This is a genomic window from Rhodobacter capsulatus (assembly GCF_005144475.1).
Taxonomy (GTDB): Bacteria; Pseudomonadota; Alphaproteobacteria; order Rhodobacterales; family Rhodobacteraceae; genus Rhodobacter; species Rhodobacter capsulatus_C.
On record NZ_SWJZ01000027.1, the window covers coordinates 33,668 to 50,201 of the forward strand.

The 16,534-nt window shown below is 66.1% G+C and carries 18 protein-coding genes and 1 tRNA gene; 12 read left to right on the top strand and 7 right to left on the bottom strand.

What is annotated here, in order from left to right; translation table 11 throughout:
• Positions 1 to 24: 24 nt before the first annotated feature.
• Positions 25 to 1,425, bottom strand: coding sequence for a TolC family outer membrane protein (locus tag FBT96_RS08540; protein ID WP_136905884.1), 1,401 nt, complete (start codon positions 1,423 to 1,425; stop codon positions 25 to 27).
• Positions 1,426 to 1,529: 104 nt separating this feature from the next.
• A complete protein-coding gene (locus tag FBT96_RS08545; RefSeq protein WP_136905885.1) occupies positions 1,530 to 2,180 on the bottom strand; it encodes a protein-L-isoaspartate O-methyltransferase family protein in 651 nt (216 codons plus the stop codon).
• Positions 2,181 to 2,364: 184 nt separating this feature from the next.
• Here FBT96_RS08545 and FBT96_RS08550 point away from each other — a divergent pair.
• Positions 2,365 to 2,438: transfer RNA gene (locus FBT96_RS08550), tRNA-Cys, on the top strand.
• Entirely contained in the window at positions 2,405 to 2,884 is a 480-nt protein-coding gene (locus tag FBT96_RS08555; protein ID WP_136905886.1) for a hypothetical protein, read from the top strand. Before FBT96_RS08550 ends, FBT96_RS08555 begins: the two co-directional genes overlap by 34 nt.
• A 53-nt stretch (positions 2,885 to 2,937) precedes the next feature.
• Here the strand turns inward: FBT96_RS08555 and FBT96_RS08560 are convergent, their stop codons facing one another.
• Complete coding sequence (locus FBT96_RS08560) at positions 2,938 to 3,699, bottom strand: ion channel (protein WP_136905887.1); 762 nt, start codon at positions 3,697 to 3,699, stop codon at positions 2,938 to 2,940.
• Positions 3,700 to 3,809: 110 nt separating this feature from the next.
• Between FBT96_RS08560 and ettA the strand changes: the two genes are divergently transcribed.
• The 3 genes from ettA to cutA all read left to right on the top strand — a co-directional run bounded on the left by ettA (position 3,810) and on the right by cutA (position 6,719).
• Entirely contained in the window at positions 3,810 to 5,465 is a 1,656-nt protein-coding gene (gene ettA, locus FBT96_RS08565; protein ID WP_136905888.1) for an energy-dependent translational throttle protein EttA, read from the top strand.
• A 4-nt stretch (positions 5,466 to 5,469) separates the two neighbouring features.
• Positions 5,470 to 6,273 carry a DUF3800 domain-containing protein gene (locus FBT96_RS08570; RefSeq protein ID WP_136905889.1) on the top strand — a complete coding sequence of 268 codons (804 nt, stop codon included), beginning with the start codon at positions 5,470 to 5,472 and terminating at the stop codon, positions 6,271 to 6,273.
• A gap of 134 nt (positions 6,274 to 6,407) precedes the next feature.
• Positions 6,408 to 6,719 (top strand): divalent-cation tolerance protein CutA, encoded by a 312-nt coding sequence (gene cutA / locus FBT96_RS08575; protein WP_136905890.1) that lies wholly within the window; start codon positions 6,408 to 6,410, stop codon positions 6,717 to 6,719.
• Positions 6,720 to 6,892: 173 nt separating this feature from the next.
• On the opposite strand, the gene lepA is transcribed toward cutA, so the two are convergent.
• Complete coding sequence (lepA, locus tag FBT96_RS08580) at positions 6,893 to 8,692, bottom strand: translation elongation factor 4 (RefSeq protein ID WP_136905891.1); 1,800 nt, start codon at positions 8,690 to 8,692, stop codon at positions 6,893 to 6,895.
• A 284-nt stretch (positions 8,693 to 8,976) separates the two neighbouring features.
• Here lepA and FBT96_RS08585 point away from each other — a divergent pair, with 284 nt between their 5' ends.
• The 3 genes from FBT96_RS08585 (at position 8,977) to FBT96_RS08595 (ending at position 10,041) form a co-directional block, all read left to right on the top strand.
• Positions 8,977 to 9,288: a hypothetical protein gene (locus FBT96_RS08585; RefSeq protein WP_136905892.1), complete on the top strand. Its 312-nt coding sequence runs from the start codon at positions 8,977 to 8,979 to the stop codon at positions 9,286 to 9,288.
• 87 nt (positions 9,289 to 9,375) lie between these two features.
• Entirely contained in the window at positions 9,376 to 9,564 is a 189-nt protein-coding gene (gene copZ / locus FBT96_RS08590) for a copper chaperone CopZ (protein ID WP_169583322.1), read from the top strand.
• Positions 9,565 to 9,744: 180 nt separating this feature from the next.
• Complete coding sequence (locus tag FBT96_RS08595) at positions 9,745 to 10,041, top strand: hypothetical protein (RefSeq protein ID WP_136905894.1); 297 nt, start codon at positions 9,745 to 9,747, stop codon at positions 10,039 to 10,041.
• On the opposite strand, the gene FBT96_RS08600 is transcribed toward FBT96_RS08595, so the two are convergent.
• On the bottom strand, positions 10,026 to 10,475 hold the full coding sequence (locus FBT96_RS08600) for a low molecular weight protein-tyrosine-phosphatase (RefSeq protein ID WP_136905895.1): 450 nt from the start codon (positions 10,473 to 10,475) through the stop codon (positions 10,026 to 10,028). The genes FBT96_RS08595 and FBT96_RS08600 overlap by 16 nt on opposite strands.
• A 28-nt stretch (positions 10,476 to 10,503) precedes the next feature.
• Here FBT96_RS08600 and FBT96_RS08605 point away from each other — a divergent pair, with 28 nt between their 5' ends.
• Both FBT96_RS08605 and rpmB read left to right on the top strand, forming a co-directional pair.
• Positions 10,504 to 11,196, top strand: a complete 693-nt coding sequence (locus FBT96_RS08605) for an NAD-dependent deacylase (protein ID WP_136905896.1) — start codon at positions 10,504 to 10,506, stop codon at positions 11,194 to 11,196.
• Positions 11,197 to 11,319: 123 nt separating this feature from the next.
• Complete coding sequence (rpmB, locus tag FBT96_RS08610; RefSeq protein ID WP_013068826.1) at positions 11,320 to 11,607, top strand: 50S ribosomal protein L28; 288 nt, start codon at positions 11,320 to 11,322, stop codon at positions 11,605 to 11,607.
• 67 nt (positions 11,608 to 11,674) lie between these two features.
• Here the strand turns inward: rpmB and meaB are convergent, their stop codons facing one another.
• A complete protein-coding gene (gene meaB / locus FBT96_RS08615; protein ID WP_136905897.1) occupies positions 11,675 to 12,664 on the bottom strand; it encodes a methylmalonyl Co-A mutase-associated GTPase MeaB in 990 nt (329 codons plus the stop codon).
• Positions 12,665 to 12,785: 121 nt separating this feature from the next.
• Between meaB and FBT96_RS08620 the strand changes: the two genes are divergently transcribed.
• Positions 12,786 to 13,517, top strand: coding sequence for a DUF3108 domain-containing protein (locus FBT96_RS08620; RefSeq protein ID WP_136905898.1), 732 nt, complete (start codon positions 12,786 to 12,788; stop codon positions 13,515 to 13,517).
• Positions 13,514 to 15,952 carry an ATP-dependent helicase HrpB gene (hrpB, locus tag FBT96_RS08625; RefSeq protein WP_136905899.1) on the top strand — a complete coding sequence of 813 codons (2,439 nt, stop codon included), beginning with the start codon at positions 13,514 to 13,516 and terminating at the stop codon, positions 15,950 to 15,952. Before FBT96_RS08620 ends, hrpB begins: the two co-directional genes overlap by 4 nt.
• Here the strand turns inward: hrpB and FBT96_RS08630 are convergent.
• On the bottom strand, positions 15,949 to 16,534 hold a 586-nt coding region (locus FBT96_RS08630; protein ID WP_346655935.1), incomplete at its 5' end, for an isochorismatase family protein. The genes hrpB and FBT96_RS08630 overlap by 4 nt on opposite strands.

A 16,534-nucleotide genomic window follows, 5' to 3' on the forward strand; every position in this document is an offset into this window, starting at 1 on the left:
CACAGCCACACGGTGCACAAGAACTCAGTTCTTGCCGATGGCGCGCAAGACACGATCAAGAGCCTTGCCCTGATCGCTGAGAGGCGCGTTCTGCACCGCATTATAGTAGGCTGCGGGGTCGTAGGTGGGGATCCCGAGCTTGAGGTTTTCTACCGTCAAGAGTCCCATAGCGGACAAAAGTTGATAATATGCTACCTGCAACGAGGCTTCCGCCGTAATCCGCGAAGCTTTTGCATCCAGCAGGTCCTGTTCGGAGTTCAGCACGTCAAGCGTCGTGCGCGCGCCCAGCGTCGCCTCTTCCTTCACGCCCTGATAGGCCAGATCGGCGGCCTGAATCTGCTGGTCATAGGCGTTGATCTGCGCCCGGTAGACATCGATGGCGGCAAAGGCATTGGCGACGGCCTGCGCCACCTCCACCCCCGACTGGCTCAGCCCGGCCCGGGCCTTGTCGCGGTTGGCGACGGCCTTGCGATGCGCCGAGGCGATCGACCCGCCGGAATAGATCGGCTGCCCGATCGAGAGCGTCAGGGTGGATTTGCGGCCCGTGTCCTGCGGATCCGCCAACTGGGCCTCTCCGGTCACCGTCGGCAGATGCTGCGCCCGCGCCAGTTCCACGCCCAGATCGGCCGCCGACACCAGATGCTGGGCCTGCTTGATGACCGGGTGCAACCGCAGCGCCGTCGCATTCGCCTCGGCTGTCGTCTTCGGCAGCTTCGGCGCTTTCGGCAGGGTCGACAAGCGTTCGGGATAATGCCCGATCACCGCCTTGTAGGCCTCCCGCGCGGCCTTGTATTCGCCCTGCGCCGCCGCCAGTGCGGCCCGGGCCCCGGCCAGAGAGGCCTCGGCCTGCGACACGTCGGTCCGGGTCACCTCGCCCACGTCGAAGCGATCCTGCGCCGCCTTGAGCTGTTCGGAAATCACCCGCACCGAATTTTCGGTGATCGACACCTGCTCGGCCGAGGCCTTGGCATCGGCATAGGCCTTGACCGCCGAGAGCAGCACGTCCTGTTCGGTCGACAGCAGCGCGGCACGCGTGGCCAGAACGGTTTCCTTCTGGATATCCACGGTCAGGCGGTTGCGGCCGAAGTCGAACAGCGTCCAGTCCAGGGTCAGCGCCATCGTCGCCGACAGATCGGTCCAATGGCCGTCGCAAATCGTGCTGGGCCAGCTTGTCGGCATGTTGCAGCGGCTGCGGGAAAACTCGGCTCCCCATTTCGCCACCGGACGCAGCGCCGCCACGGCCGTCGCCACATCCTCGTCGGCCGCCCGCAGCGTGGCGCGGTTCTGGTCCAGCAGATGCGAGACCTTGTAGGCCGAGACCAGCGCGTCAGCCAGCGTCTCGGCCGAGGCGGAAAGCGACCCGGCCAGAAGGCCAAGCCCGGCGACGGTGGCCAGAAGAAGGGGTTTGAACTGTCTGCGCGTCATGCCTCGCATCCTCTTGCTGCACCGCTGCCCGGCGGCTGTCCCGCCGTTTCACGGCGATAACATTCATTTCCGGCGATAGGAGCCCAATTCGGGGACAAAGGCAATCAGAGGACGAATTCTTTTGCGCAGGTGAAACCCGGAAGCACCGGTGCCGCAGCATTGAACGCGTCGCGCCAGGCCACCACACCATCGATCTTGCGGCCGATCCGCACCGTGCCCAGCTGCCCCTGCATGAAGATCGCGGCGATCCGGCCGCCGTCGCGCAGCTGCGCCTCGATCGCGGCGGGCACCTGCTCGACACCGCCCTCGATCACGATCACGTCATAGGGGCCCTCGTCGGCAACACCCGCGCTCAGCGGCGCTTCCACCACGAGGACATTGTCGATGTCATGCACCGACAGATGCGCCTCGGCCGAGGCGGCCAGCGCACCATCCTCCAGCGCGACGACGGCCAGTGCCATCCGCGCGAGGACGGCGGAGGAATAGCCCATGCCCGCCCCGATATCGAGCACCCGGTCGCCCGGCTGAACATCGAGCGCATCGAGGATCTTGGCGAAATTGCGCGGCTCGAGCAGCCAGCGGCCCTGACCGAGGTCGAGGTTTTCGCCGACATAGGCGGCCTCGCGGCGGGCCTCGGGCACATAGGCCTCGCGGGGCACGGCCAGCATCGCTTCGATGATCGGGAATTTCGTCACGTCATTGGGGCGAACCTGGGTGTCGACCATCATGGTGCGGCGGGCGGCGAAATCCTGCATGGGGGAACTCTTCCGTCTGAGCGTTGCGTTGCGCGGTTTTGCCACAGAAGTCGCAAGGGAGCAACGGTCGGCGGCGGGCTGCGGATGGTTTTGCATACCATGGTGCACGGAACAAGCGGCAAAGTCGGCGCAAGACCCCTTGCACGGCGGGCGCTGATTGGGTAGGTGAATGTCACCTCACGGCGGCGGGTTGGCGGAGAGGTTACGCAGCGGATTGCAAATCCGTGAAGACCGGTTCGATTCCGGTACCCGCCTCCAGGCACCTGGCCGATTCGGCGGAAGCGCTCTCAACACAGATCTCAACATTCCTGTTTTCGCCCAGTTCCGTTCTGCGGGGCGGGATCGCGGCAAATCGCGTCGCTGAGCGAGGGCAGATGTTCTCGAAATTCCCCCCGGAAGAAATCAAGCGCCGCCGCCGCGCGTCCATCGAGGCAATGCGAGATCGCGAGCGAGAGGAGTTCGAGGCCCGCTACCAGGAGCACTGCGACCGCACCTACTGGACCCGCGGGCAGTGCTGCGCCGGGTGCGATCCCTGGCACAGCCGCGGCGGCGACACCGGCCGGTGCGCAGGCGCTGGGATCGTGTCACGCAAGGATATGATGCGATCGATGGGGTTGCAGTGGTCGAGCCACATCGCCGAACCGGGCTTCCCGTTCACCGGCAAGCGCGAGGCTTTTCCGTTTCATTTCAGCACCCGACCATAGCGCACCCCGTCTCCGGGTTCTGCCGCGGGTCGATCTCCGATCGCCCTGCCCGGTCACACCAGCCCCTCATCCTCGATGTTCAGCACCACGCCGCAATGCTTGCAGTGCACCGCATCGGCGTCATGCAGCAAAAGTCCGCAGCTGGGGCATTTGTGACGCACCTTCAGCGGCCGGAACAGCACCTGCGCCAGCCGCAGGAACAGCGTCACGCCGACGATCATCACCACCACCGAGATCATCCGCCCCGAAGTGCCCTGCAGCGTCACATCGCCGAACCCCGTCGTCGTCAGCGTCGTCACGGTGAAATACAGCGCATCGGCATAATTGCCGATCTGCGGATTGCGCCCGGCCTGCGTCGCATGGATCAGCCCGGTCATCACGAACAGGAAGACCGCCAGGTTGACCGCCGCCAGAATCACCTCTTCATGCTTGCGAAACAGCCGGAAATCCTGCCGCAACCGCCCCAGCATCTGATAGGCATGCAGCAGCCGCACCGTCCGCAGCACCCGCAGGAACCCAAGTTCCGCCCCCAGCAGCGGCGCCAGGAAAGACAGCATCGCCACCACATCGGCCCAGGTCGCCAGCCGCCGCCAAAACGCGGCCTTGCGCTCCTCGACCGCGAAGCGCGCGACGAAATCCAGCACGATCACCGCCCCGATCGCCACATCCGCCACCAGAATCCACGGCGCCATCGGCAGGAACGAGCTCACGATCACAAACAGGATCGTCGCCAGATCGAAGGCCAGCAGCGCATAGCGGAACCGATGCGCCCGTTTCGAGCGCCCGTGATACAGGTTGCGCAACTCTTTCAGCATCCGTCCCTCCCGCAGGGGTCTGTGGCGGCGGCCTGTGGCGGCTCACCCCTTCCCCAAAGGCCCCGTTTCCCCTATCTAGCCACAAACTTCCCTTTCCCAAGGTGCGCGCAATGGCTTCCTATCAATATGTCTACCACATGGATGGCGTCTCGAAGACCTATCCCGGTGGCAAGAAATGCTTCGAGAACATCCGCCTGAACTTCCTTCCGGGCGTCAAGATCGGGGTCGTCGGCGTCAACGGCGCCGGGAAATCGACGCTTTTGCGCATCATGGCGGGCATCGACAAGGATTTTCAGGGCGAGGCCTGGGCCGCCAAGGGCGCCAAGGTCGGCTATCTCTCGCAGGAACCGCAGCTCGACGAGCAGCTCTCGGTGCGCGAAAACGTCATGCTGGGCGTCGCGGAAAAGACCGCCAAGATCGCGCGCTACAATGATCTGGCGATGAACTACTCCGACGAGACCGCCGACGAGATGGCCCGCCTGCAAGACGAGATCGACGCCGAGAACCTCTGGGATCTCGACAGCCAGGTCGATATCGCGCTGGAAGCCCTGCGCTGCCCGCCCGACGACGCGAATGTGGCGACGCTTTCGGGGGGCGAGCGCCGCCGCGTGGCGTTGTGCAAGCTGCTGCTGGAAGCGCCCGACATGCTGCTTCTGGACGAACCGACCAACCACCTTGACGCCGAAACCATCGCCTGGCTGCAAAAGCACCTGATCGACTACAAGGGCACGATCCTCTGCGTCACCCACGACCGCTATTTCCTCGACGACATCACCTCCTGGATCCTGGAACTCGAACGCGGCCGCGGCATCCCCTACGAGGGCAACTATTCCGCCTGGCTGGAACAGAAGGCCAAGCGGCTGGAACAGGAAGCCCGCGAGGACAAGGCCAAGCAGAAGGTCATGGAGAAGGAGCTTGAATGGATCCGCGCCGGCGCCAAGGCCCGGCAGGCGAAATCCAAGGCCCGGATCGCGGCTTACGACAAGATGGCCGAGGAAGGCGTCAAGGAACGCGTCGGCAAGGCGCAGATCATCATTCCGAACGGGCCCCGTCTGGGCGGCAAGGTGATCGAGGTCGAGGGCCTGAAGAAGCACATGGGCGACAAGCTCCTGATCGAGAACCTCAGCTTCTCGCTGCCGCCGGGCGGCATCTTGGGGGTGATCGGTCCGAACGGCGCCGGGAAATCGACGCTGATCAAGATGATCATCGGTCAGGAAGCGCCCGACGAGGGCACGATCATCGTCGGCGACACGGTGAAGCTGGCCTATGTCGATCAGTCGCGCGACGCGCTTGATGCCGAGAAGAACGTCTGGGAGGAAATCTCGGGCGGGGCGGAGCTGATCCAGCTGGGCGATGCGACGGTGGCCAGCCGCAGCTATGTCGGCGCCTTCAACTTCAAGGGCGCGGACCAGCAGAAGAAAGTGGGCCAGCTCTCGGGCGGGGAACGCAACCGCGTGCACATGGCGAAGCTGCTGAAATCGGGCGGCAACGTGCTGCTGCTTGACGAACCGACGAACGATCTGGACGTGGAAACCCTGCAGGCGCTGGAAGCGGCGATCGAGGATTTCGCGGGCTGCGCGGTGATCATCTCGCACGACCGCTTCTTCCTGGACCGGCTCTGCACGCATATCCTGTCGTTCGAGGGCGACGCCCATGTGGAATTCTTCGAGGGCAACTTCGAGGATTACGAAAACGACAAGATCCGCCGTCTGGGCCCGGACGCGGTCGAGCCGAAGCGGGTGAAATACAAGAAGTTCACAAGGTAAGGGCTTGGACGAGTATTTCGTCTACATAGACGAGGCGGGCGACGAGGGCTTCGGCAAGCTCCGCTCATCAAACTCCGGGGGGCAATCGAAATGGTTGCTCCTCGGGGCCGCGATCGTTTCGAAGGAAAATGATCGGCGCCTGCCAAAGTGGCGCGATGAGATCATGGCGATGTTCCCGCAAAAAGGCCGCCGCGATCTGCACTTCAAGAACCTGAAGCACGAGCAGAAGGTGGCGGCATGTCGACACTTGTCTGATAAGCCGGTCGGTGCATGCGTGGTCTGCTCCGACAAGACGACGATCCCGGACCTGAGCCCGGAGGCATTGGCGGTCTACAAATCGAAGGGCCACCTCTACAATTATCTGGTTCGGCTCCTGCTTGAACGCGTTTCCTTGGCCTGCGCCGTCCGCAGCGAAAGAGCCGGGAAGAACTGCAAGATTCATGTGACGTTCTCGAAACGGGGTGGCACGGACTACGGGGTGATGCGGGACTACCTGTTCCTAATGCGCGACGGCCGCGAAAGGCTGCCGCCAACGAGGTCCATTCGTTGGGATGCCTTGAACCCGGAAGACATCAAGGTCGAGGACCACGCAAACCGTGCGGGCCTTCAGATCGCGGACCTGATCACCAGCGCGACCTATGCCGGGCTCGAACGCAACCCATATGGCGATACAGAGCCACGCTATGCGGCATTGCTGTCCAGACGATACCTCAGGATGCCCGGCATCAAGGGAACCGGCATCACGATCATTCCAAAGGCCTCATTGGCAAAAGCCGAGGCGGGATCTTTATTCGATGTGTTAGGGTGAAGTGCGGGCCCCCGGATCCTGTGTCACGCCGCTTGGGACGCTGCCGCCAGATGGCAACTCGGATACGTTCCGGCGCTTGCCCGCAAGACCAATATAGTTCGCCAAAAGCGAACTTTCAATGAATCGTTGGCCCGATGACCCTCACCCGCATCCACACCACCCTCCCCGACGCCGCCACCGCGAAAACCCTCGCGGCAGCGCTCCTGCAGGCCCGCCTTGTCGCCTGCGCCCATATCGCGCCGCCGGGTCTTTCGCTTTACACGTGGAACGGCGCGGCCGAGGAAAGCCCCGAGGTCATGCTCTGGCTCAAGACCACGCCCGAGCGCGCGGCCGAGGCCGTTGCGGAGCTTGCGCGGCGGCATCCCTATGACTGCCCGATGATCCTGACCGATACGGTCGAAGCCAATCCCGCCTATGTCGCCTGGGTGGCGGAACAGGTGGCATAAGGGCCGCTGGCCCTTCGCCTGCACTTCGGGCGTTCGATGCTCAGATCGATTCCCCGGAACGATTTGACCCCGCCGAAGGGCGGGGTCGCTGGCCCTCGCAGGCGTGCTCGGGCGTTCGAACCTGAAATCGCTCCACCGGAGCGATTTCGCGGCGGTTTCACCGCCGCCGGTTCTCACTCATCCATCTTCAGCGCCGCGATGAACGCCGATTGCGGGATCTCCACCTTCCCGAACTGGCGCATCTTCTTCTTCCCGGCTTTCTGCTTCTCCAGCAGCTTCTTCTTCCGCGTCGCGTCGCCGCCGTAGCATTTCGCCGTCACGTCCTTGCGCATCGCCGACAGCGTCTCGCGCGCGATCACCCGGCCGCCGATCGCCGCCTGAATCGGGATCTTGAACATGTGCCGCGGGATCAGATCCTTCAGCTTCTCCACCATCGCCCGGCCCCGCCCCTCGGCGCGGTCGCGGTGCACCATGATCGACAGCGCATCCACCGGCTCGTCATTCACCAGGATCGACATCTTGACCAGGAAATCCTCGCGGTATTCGGCCAGCTGATAGTCGAAGCTCGCATAGCCCTTGGTCACCGATTTCAGCCGGTCGTAGAAGTCGAAGACCACTTCCGACAGCGGCAGGTCATAGACCACCATCGCCCGCGAGCCCGCATAGGTCAGATCCATCTGGATGCCGCGGCGGTCCTGACACAGCTTCAGCACGTCGCCCAGATACTCGTCCGGAACCATGATCGTCGCCTTGATCCGCGGCTCCTCGATATGATCGACATAGGTCAGGTCGGGCAGGTCGGCGGGGTTGTGCAGATCGCGGACCTCGCCGTCCTTCATGTAAAGCTTGAACACGACCGAGGGCGCGGTGGTGATCAGATCCAGGTCATATTCGCGTTCCAGCCGGTCGCGCACCACTTCCAGATGCAACAGCCCGAGGAAGCCGCAGCGGAACCCGAACCCCAGCGCGGCCGAGGTTTCCATCTCATAGGTGAAGCTCGCGTCGTTCAGCGCCAGTTTCTCGATCGCGTCGCGCAGCGGCTCGAAGTCGTTCGCATCGACCGGGAAAAGGCCGCAGAACACCACCGGCTGCGCCGGTTTGAAGCCCGGCAGGGCGGCGTCGCAGGGTTTGCGTTCATGGGTGATCGTGTCGCCGACGCGGGTGTCGCGGACCTGCTTGATCGAGGCGGTCAGCACGCCGATCTCGCCCGGCCCAAGCTCGGCGATATCGACCATCTGCGGCTTCAGCACGGCGAGCTTGTCGATCCGGTAGCTGGCGCCGGTCTGCATCATCTTGATCTGGTCGCCCTTGCGCACGACGCCATCCATGACGCGGATCATCACGACGACGCCCAGATAGGGGTCATACCAGCTGTCCACCAGCATGGCTTTCAAGGGCGCATCGACGTCGCCCACCGGCGCGGGAAGGCGGTGCACGATCGCTTCCAGCACGTCGGGAATGCCAAGGCCGGTCTTGGCCGAAATCGGAATCGCCTCGGACGCGTCGATGCCGATCACATCCTCGATGTTCTTCTTCACCGCATCCGGGTCGGCGGCGGGCAGGTCGATCTTGTTCAGCACCGGCACGATGTCATGCCCCGCGTCGATCGCCTGATAGACGTTCGCCAGCGTCTGCGCCTCGACGCCCTGCGAGGCGTCGACGACCAGCAAAGACCCTTCCACGGCGCGCATCGAGCGGCTGACCTCATAGGCGAAGTCGACGTGGCCGGGGGTGTCGATCAGGTTCAGGATGTAGGTCCGCCCATCCTTCGCCGGATAGTCGATCCGCACGGTGTTCGCCTTGATGGTGATGCCGCGCTCGCGCTCGATATCCATGCTGTCGAGCATCTGCTCTTTCATGTCGCGCGCGGCCACCGTGCCCGTCAACTGGATCAGACGGTCAGCCAGCGTGGATTTGCCGTGGTCGATATGCGCCACGATGGAGAAGTTCCGGATGTGATCGAGCTTTTTCATGGGCGCGCAGATAGCAGCAAATCAAGGGTGCGGGAAGGGGGATTGCGGCGGGCAGGCAGGCCCGGGCGCCGCGGCGATGACGGTGACAAGACCGCGATGGCGATTCCGTTGACGCAACCATGGGGCGAGTGGTAGCGTTATCGGGCCGGAAAACCGGCGCCTTTGCGGACAATCACCTTGCAGACGATCACACGGACAATCTCATCAAGGGAGGAGTAGAGAATGCCGAGACCCGATTGCCCTGCCGTGACGCAACCTGTCGAGACCGGAGGCTGAGGCGGATCATGAACACGCAGACCACTTTGAAAGGGCCGCTCACGATCACCTCGCTGACCACCCGCAGCGTCGGGCTGGTCTCCTTCATCCGGCTCAAGGGCCATCTGCCCGATGCGGGCTGGACCGTGACCGGCGAGGCGGCGCTGACCACCTCGGGGGTGCTGATGTCGCTGCGCACCCGCCAGCGCCCCGGGGTATTCCCCGAAGCCGCGCAGCCGCTGGTGCTGGAATATGCGCTTGGCCAGCTGCGCCCGGGCGAGCGCGCCTATCGCGTCACCTGTGACGGCGCCCTGCTGGCCGAGGGCCGGCTGATGTTCTGAACCGGGCTGCGGGCGGCACATGCAATCGCGGTTGACGCCGCCCGCGGATCGCGCCAGATCATGCAGGATGAAGCGCGGAGGCCCCCGATGATCCTGTCCGTTCCCAACATGACCTGCGGCCATTGCAAGGCCAGCGTCGAAGCCGCCATCACCGAAGTGGGCGGCAAGGCGCTTGTCAGCCTCGAAGACCGCGAGGTCGAGGTGAACGGTCTGCCCGAGGAAACCGTCCTCGCCGCGCTCAAGGCCGCGGGCTTCGACGCCGAAGTCATCGCCTGACCCGATCGCCTGACCCAGATTTCGGCGGAACTCCGCCCCTTGCCGCCAGATCTGGCGGCATTTGCGCATGATCGGCGGAAAGCCGCCGAAACTATTGTGCCGACTTGTCGAATCCCCTAAAAGGCACGTCAAATCGACGGGATCTGGGCGTGAACCCGACCCGCAACCGAAGAGCAGAGCATGATGAAATATCTTCTTTCCGCCGCCTTGGTTCTTGCGGGAACCACGGCTTTTGCCGGCCCCATCGACACCGCCTGTCAGCGCGCCGGACGCACCGCCGATCCGGCGCTGTGCGGCTGCATCCAGCAGGTCGCCGACCAGACCCTGTCGCGGTCGGACCAGCGCCGGGCGGCGAAATTCTTCGAAGACCCGGATCAGGCCCAGGAAACCCGCGTCTCCGACCGCGCCGCGGATGAGGATTTCTGGCTGCGCTACAAGGACTTCGCCCAGACCGCCGAAGCTTACTGCGCGCGCTGAAGCCGCGCCAGCAACGCCCTTGCGCCTGCCTCGATGATGTCGAGGCAGCCGTCGAAGTCGCGGGTATAATAGGGGTCGGGCACTTCCGACACGCCGCGCTCGCCTTGCAGGAACATCTCCAGCCGCGCCGTCGCATCGACGGGCCGCAGCGCCTGCGCATCGCGGTAATTCTGCCGGTCCATCGCCAGAATCAGATCGAAGTCGCGGAAATCCGCAGGCTTCAGCTGCCGTGCCCGCAGCGCGCTCAGGTCATGGCCGCGGGGATGGGCCGCCGCCTGCATCGGGCCATAGGGCGGCTCTCCGACATGCCAGGCACCGGTTCCGGCGCTGTCGAGCGTGACCGGCACCCCGGCCTGTGCGGCCAGCGTGCGAAAGACCCCCTCGGCGGCGGGGGAGCGACAGATATTGCCAAGGCAGAGAAACAGGATACGCATGGGGGCGCTTTACCAAGGGGAAACGCCGATGGCCAGAATCGTGATTCTCACAGGTGCGGGAATTTCCGCCGAAAGCGGCCTGCGCACCTTCCGCGCCAGCGACGGTCTGTGGGAAGACCACCGCATCGAGGATGTGGCAACGCCCGAAGGGTTTGCCCGCGATCCGGCCTTGGTGCACAGGTTCTACAACCAGCGCCGCGCGGCGGCGGCGGCAGCCCTGCCGAATGCGGCGCATCACGCCTTGGCGCGACTTGAAGCCGCAGGGGCGCATCAGGTGCTGGTGGTGACGCAGAATGTCGACGACCTGCACGAGCGGGCGGGGACGCGACAGCTGATTCACATGCACGGCACGCTGACCGGCGCGCTCTGCGCCGCCTGCGATCACCGCTGGCCCGCCCCCGCCGAGATGCAGCAGACCCACGCCTGCCCCGCCTGCGGCAGGCCCGCGACCCGGCCCGACATCGTCTGGTTCGGCGAGATGCCCTACCGGATGGAGGAGATCTGGGCGGCGCTGCGGGCGGCCGATCTTTTCGTCTCGATCGGCACCTCGGGGAATGTCTATCCGGCGGCCGGATTCGTCGCCGATGCCCGGCATGCCGGGGTGGCGACGCTGGAACTGAACCTCGAGCCCTCGCAGGGGACGCGGATGTTCGACGAGGCCCGGCACGGCCCGGCGACACAGGTGGTTCCGGCCTGGGTGGATCAGATGCTTTCCGCATGAATCGCTTGACGCGGGGTGGCTTTGCCCTTATGCCCCGCGAACAGATTTCCGGGCACCGCGCGCAGCGGGTCCCGCAGTATTGAAAGTGGGCCGCGTCGCCCGAGGAAACGAAGGAACAACGCCATGTCGCGCGTCTGCGAACTGACCGGCAAAGGCCCGATGTCGGGCAACAACATCAGCCACGCGAACAACAAGACGCGTCGCCGCTTTCTGCCGAACCTGAACGAAGTCACCCTGATCTCGGACGTGCTGGGTCAATCGTTCCAGCTGCGCGTCTCGGCCGCCGGCCTGCGCACCGTCGATCACCGCGGTGGTCTGGATGCTTTCCTTGCGAAAGCCTCGGATGACGAACTTTCGGCCAATGCGCTGAAAATCAAGAAAGCCATCGCCAAGGCGCAAGCCGCCGCGTAATCGGCCGCTGCGTAATCGGCTGATCCATCGGATCCGAAAACCCCGCCTCTGGCGGGGTTTTTTCATCTCAACCGCGCAGCTCTGCCAGCATCTCGGCCGCCGCCACCGCGGGCGCCGTCTCTCCGCCCGCCACGGCGCTGCCCAAAGCCTGCATCCGCGCCCGAATCACCGGGTCGGCCACCAGCCGCGCCAGAAGCCCCTCGCGCACTTCGGTCTCGAACCAGTGCCGCGCCTGCTCGGCCCGGCGGCGCTCGAAATGCCCGTGTTCCCGACGCCATTCGGCAAGCCGCTGCATGTCTTCCCAGGCGGATTTCAGCCCTTCCTCGGCCAGGGCCGAGACCGCCACCGCCTTCGGAAAGCCCTCGGGATCCTGCGGACGACGCCGCAGCAGCCGCAAGGCGCCCGCGTAATCCGCCATCGTGCGCAAGGCCGCCGGTTTCAGATCGCCATCGGCCTTGTTGACCAGAATGATGTCGGCCATTTCCATGATGCCGCGCTTGACGCCCTGCAGCTCATCGCCGCCCGCAGGCGCCATCAGCAGGATGAACAGATCGGTCATCTCGGCCACCAGCGTTTCCGACTGCCCGACACCCACCGTCTCGATCAGCACCACGTCGAACCCCGCCGCCTCGCACAGGCTGACCGCCTCGCGGGTGCGCCGGGCGACGCCGCCCAGCTGCGCTTGCGACGGCGAGGGCCGGATGAAGGCCGCCGGTTCCCGCGACAGCCGCTCCATCCGGGTCTTGTCGCCCAGGATCGAGCCGCCCGAGCGCGCCGAGGACGGATCGACCGCCAGCACCGCGACGCGCAGGCCAAGCCCGACCAGCATCATCCCGAAGCTTTCGATGAAGGTCGATTTGCCCACCCCGGGCGTGCCCGAAAGCCCGATCCGCAGCGCCTGCCGCCCGGTGCCCAGCAGGTCCAGCAGCGCCGTCGCCTGCGCCCGGTGATCGGCGCGGCCCGATTCCACCAGCGTGATCGCCCGGGCCAGCGCCCGGCGTTCCCCGGCCAGGATGCGGGGGGCAAGATCGGCGGCAGTATCAGGGGAAAAGGTCATGGCGGGCCTGTGCGAAACGGTGCCGATCGAACGAAATCGTCAACCGGCGTGAAACGGTTTCGGTTTCATGCCCTCAACGGGCGGTGTATGTCCAGTCCGAAGGCATCCGCAGAGCAGGCCCATGACAGCAGTCCCGACCCTTTCCGTTTTCGTCACCGGCCTTGCGCTGGCCCTGGCCCAGCCCGTGCTGGCCGATCAAAGCGACCGCATCGTCTTCGACATCGTGCTCAAGGGGCTGAAGGCCGGAGAGCTGGCGATCGACGGCAAGATCTCGGGCGGGGCCTATGCCGCCAATGGCGTCGTCAAGACGACCGGCCTTGCGGGCATGATCAAGAAGATCCGCTACGACGCCACCGCGAGCGGAAGCTTTTCGAAATCCCGCTTCACCCCGCGCGCGGTCGAGGTCGCATCGCAGCGCGGCGATGACCGGGCGAAGAACACGATGATCTACAAGAACGGCACCCCCGCCTCGGTCAGCCACGAGCCGCCGCGGGTGCCGCGCCCGACCGATGTCGATCCGGCGCAGCAAAGCGGCACGATCGATCCGCTGACCGCGCTTTACGCCGTGCTGCGCGATGTCGACCGCGACGAGGCCTGCCAGCTGAACGTGACGATGTTCGACGGCGTGCGGCGGTCACAGGTGGCGCTGTCGGCACCGCAGGCCAAGGGCGAGGGCGTCGTCTGCAGTGGCGAATACCGTCGCATCGCCGGGTTCAAGGAAAAGGAAATGGCGGAAAAGACCCGCTTTCCCTTCACCCTCACCTATGCGCCGACCGGCGACGGCTCGCGGCTGCGGGTGGTCGACATCGCCACCGACACGATCATCGGCCAAGGCCGCCTGACCCGGCAGTGACGGCCGCGCTTCCCATTGACGACGTGCTGCCCGACCTGTGCGACGCCCTGCGCCGCGCCGGGCGGGCGGTGCTGATGGCGCCGCCGGGCGCGGGCAAGACCACCCGCGTTCCGCTGGCGCTGCTCGACCTTGTGCCCGGGCGCATCCTGATGCTGGAGCCGCGCCGTCTGGCCGCCCGCGCCGCCGCGGAACGGATGGCGGAAACCCTGGGCGAGACGGTGGGGCAGCGCGTCGGCTACCGCATCCGCGGCGAGGCGAAGCTCTCGAAAGCGACCCGGATCGAGGTGGTGACCGAGGGGATCCTGACCCGGATGATCCAGTCCGACCCGGAATTGACCGGCATCGGCTGCGTGATCTTCGACGAATTCCACGAACGCTCGTTGAATGCCGATCTGGGCCTCGCGCTGGTCTGGGAAGCGCGCACGGCATTGCGCCCGGATCTGAGCCTCGTCGTGATGTCGGCGACGCTGGATGCCGAGCCGGTCGCCGCGCTGCTCGACGACGCGCCGATCCTGCGGTCCGAGGGCCGCGCCTTTCCGGTCGAAACCCGCTGGCTCGGCCGCCCGCTCGCAGCGGGGATGCGGCTGGAACCCGCCGTGGCCGGGCTGGTCGAGCAGGCCGTGGCGGAAACCGCGGGCGGCGTCCTTGTCTTCCTGCCCGGCGAGGCCGAGATCCGTCGCACCGAATCGCTGCTGCGCGACCGGCTGCCCGCGGGGGTGCAGCTGCGCCCGCTTTTTGGCGCGATGGATTTTGCCGCGCAACGCGCCGCGATTGCGCCCTGCGAGAACGGTCGCAAGGTGGTGCTGGCCACGTCGATCGCGGAAACCTCGCTGACGATTCAGGACATCCGCGTTGTCGTCGATGCCGGCCGCGCCCGGCGGCTGCGCTTCGATCCCGCCTCGGGGATGGCGCGGCTGGTGACCGAGCGCGTCTCGCGCGCCGAGGCCGAGCAACGCCGCGGCCGGGCGGGCCGCGTGGCCGAGGGCATCTGTTACCGGCTCTGGACCAGGGGCGAGGAAGGCGCGCTGCCCGGCTTCGCGCCGCCCGAAATGGCGGTGGCCGATCTGGCGGGCCTGGCGCTGGACCTTGCGCAATGGGGCAGCGACGGCGCGGACCTTGCCTTTCTGACCCCGCCGCCGGGCCCGGCTCTGGCCGAGGCGCGGGCGCTGCTCGAAAGCCTCGGCGCGCTTAAGGGCGGCCGGATCACCCCGCATGGCAAGGCGCTGGCCGCCCTGCCGCTGCACCCCCGCCTTGCCCATATGCTGGTGACGGCCGGGCCCGAGGCCGCGCCCCTTGCCGCGCTTTTGGAAGAACGCGACCCGATCCGCGGCGCCTCGGCCGATCTGACCCTGCGCCTTTCGGCCATCGCCAACCCGGGCCGGTTTGAGACCGACCACCCCGGCCAGCTGCACCGCGGCACGATCGAGCGCATCCGTCTGGAAGCCAAGCGCCTTGCCCGGATGGTCACGCCGGTCGCGGAGGTCTATTCCCCGGCCGAGCGGCTGGCGCTGGCCTACCCCGACCGGATCGGGCTGCGCCGCAAGGGCGATGCCGCGCGCTATGTGCTCTCGGGCGGCAAGGGCGCGGTGGTGGACGAGACCGACGGTCTGGGCAAGCACCGGCTCGTCGTCGCCTCGGATCTGGACGGCGACCCGCGCGAAGCCCGGGTGCGGCAGGGGCTTACGCTCGCCGATGCCGAGCTGCGCCGCCTTTACGGCGACCGCATTGCCTGGGTCGATCGTTGCGAATGGAGCAAGCGCGAGGGCCGCGTGGTGGCCCGTCGGCAGGAACGTTTCGGCGCGCTCGTGCTCGAAGACCGGCACTGGCCCGAGGCCCCGCCCGAGGCGATGGCGCGCGGCGCGCTGGACGGGCTGCGCCAGATCGGTCTGGTGCTGACGCCCGGCGCCGCCCGCTTCCGCGCCCGGGTGAACATCCTGCGCGCCGATGGCGTCGATCTGCCCGACCTGTCGGATGCCGCGCTTCTGGAGGGCGACATGCTGCTGCCCTGGCTCAGGAAAGCCCGCACCGAATCCGATCTGCGCCCTCTCGATCTGACCGAGGCTTTGCGGGCACAGCTTGACTGGGGCCAGATGGCGGAGCTGGACAGGCTCGTGCCCGGGCATTTCGAAACGCCGCTCGGGCGGCGCGTGCCGATCGACTATGGCGCCGAGGTGCCGACGATCGAGGTGAAGCTGCCCGAGATGTATGGGGTGACCACCCATCCAAGCGTCGGGCCGAAGCGGCACCCGTTGCGGATCGAGCTTCTGTCGCCCGGCGGCACGCCGATTCAGGTGACGATGGACCTGCCCGGCTTCTGGGACGGCTCTTACGCCGAGGTCCGCAAGGAGATGCGCGGCCGCTATCCGCGCCACCCCTGGCCGGAAAACCCGCGCGAGGCCGACCCGACAACGCGGGCGAAACCGCGCGGCACCTAAAGGCTGGCGATCACCTCGGGGCTGCTCGACAGCGTGGCGAAATCGGCGCCCAGCAGGCCGAAAGTAACCCGGGCGATCTCCTCGGCCGAAAGCCCCATGCCCGGCAGATCGAAGCCGAGACAGGCATCGCGCGGCAAGATCACCGCAAAGCCCAGGTCCGCCGCCGCCCGCACGGCCGAGGTGACGCAAAAGCCCAGCACCGCGCCCACGATGATCAGCCGGTCGATCCCATGGTCGCGCAGATGCGCCGCCAGATCGGTCGAGGCAAAGGCCGAAGAGGTGGATTTGACAAAGACCGCCTCGCCGGGCCAGGCCGCGTCACAGGGCATCGGCTGCGCGCCGGGGGCATCCGGGTGCAAGGGCGAGGCCGGATCGGCGTCGTGATGGCGCACATGCACGACGGCCACGCCCTTCGCCCGGCAAGCCGCCACCAAAGCCGCAATTGCCGCCCCGGCATCACGGTTCACCGCGGCGCGGCCTGCATCAAGCCGCGCCTGCATCTCTCTTTGCATGTCGATGATCAGAAGCGCGGTCTTGCCCATCGCAATTCCTTTTATCTTGCGACAAATATCCCGGGGGTCC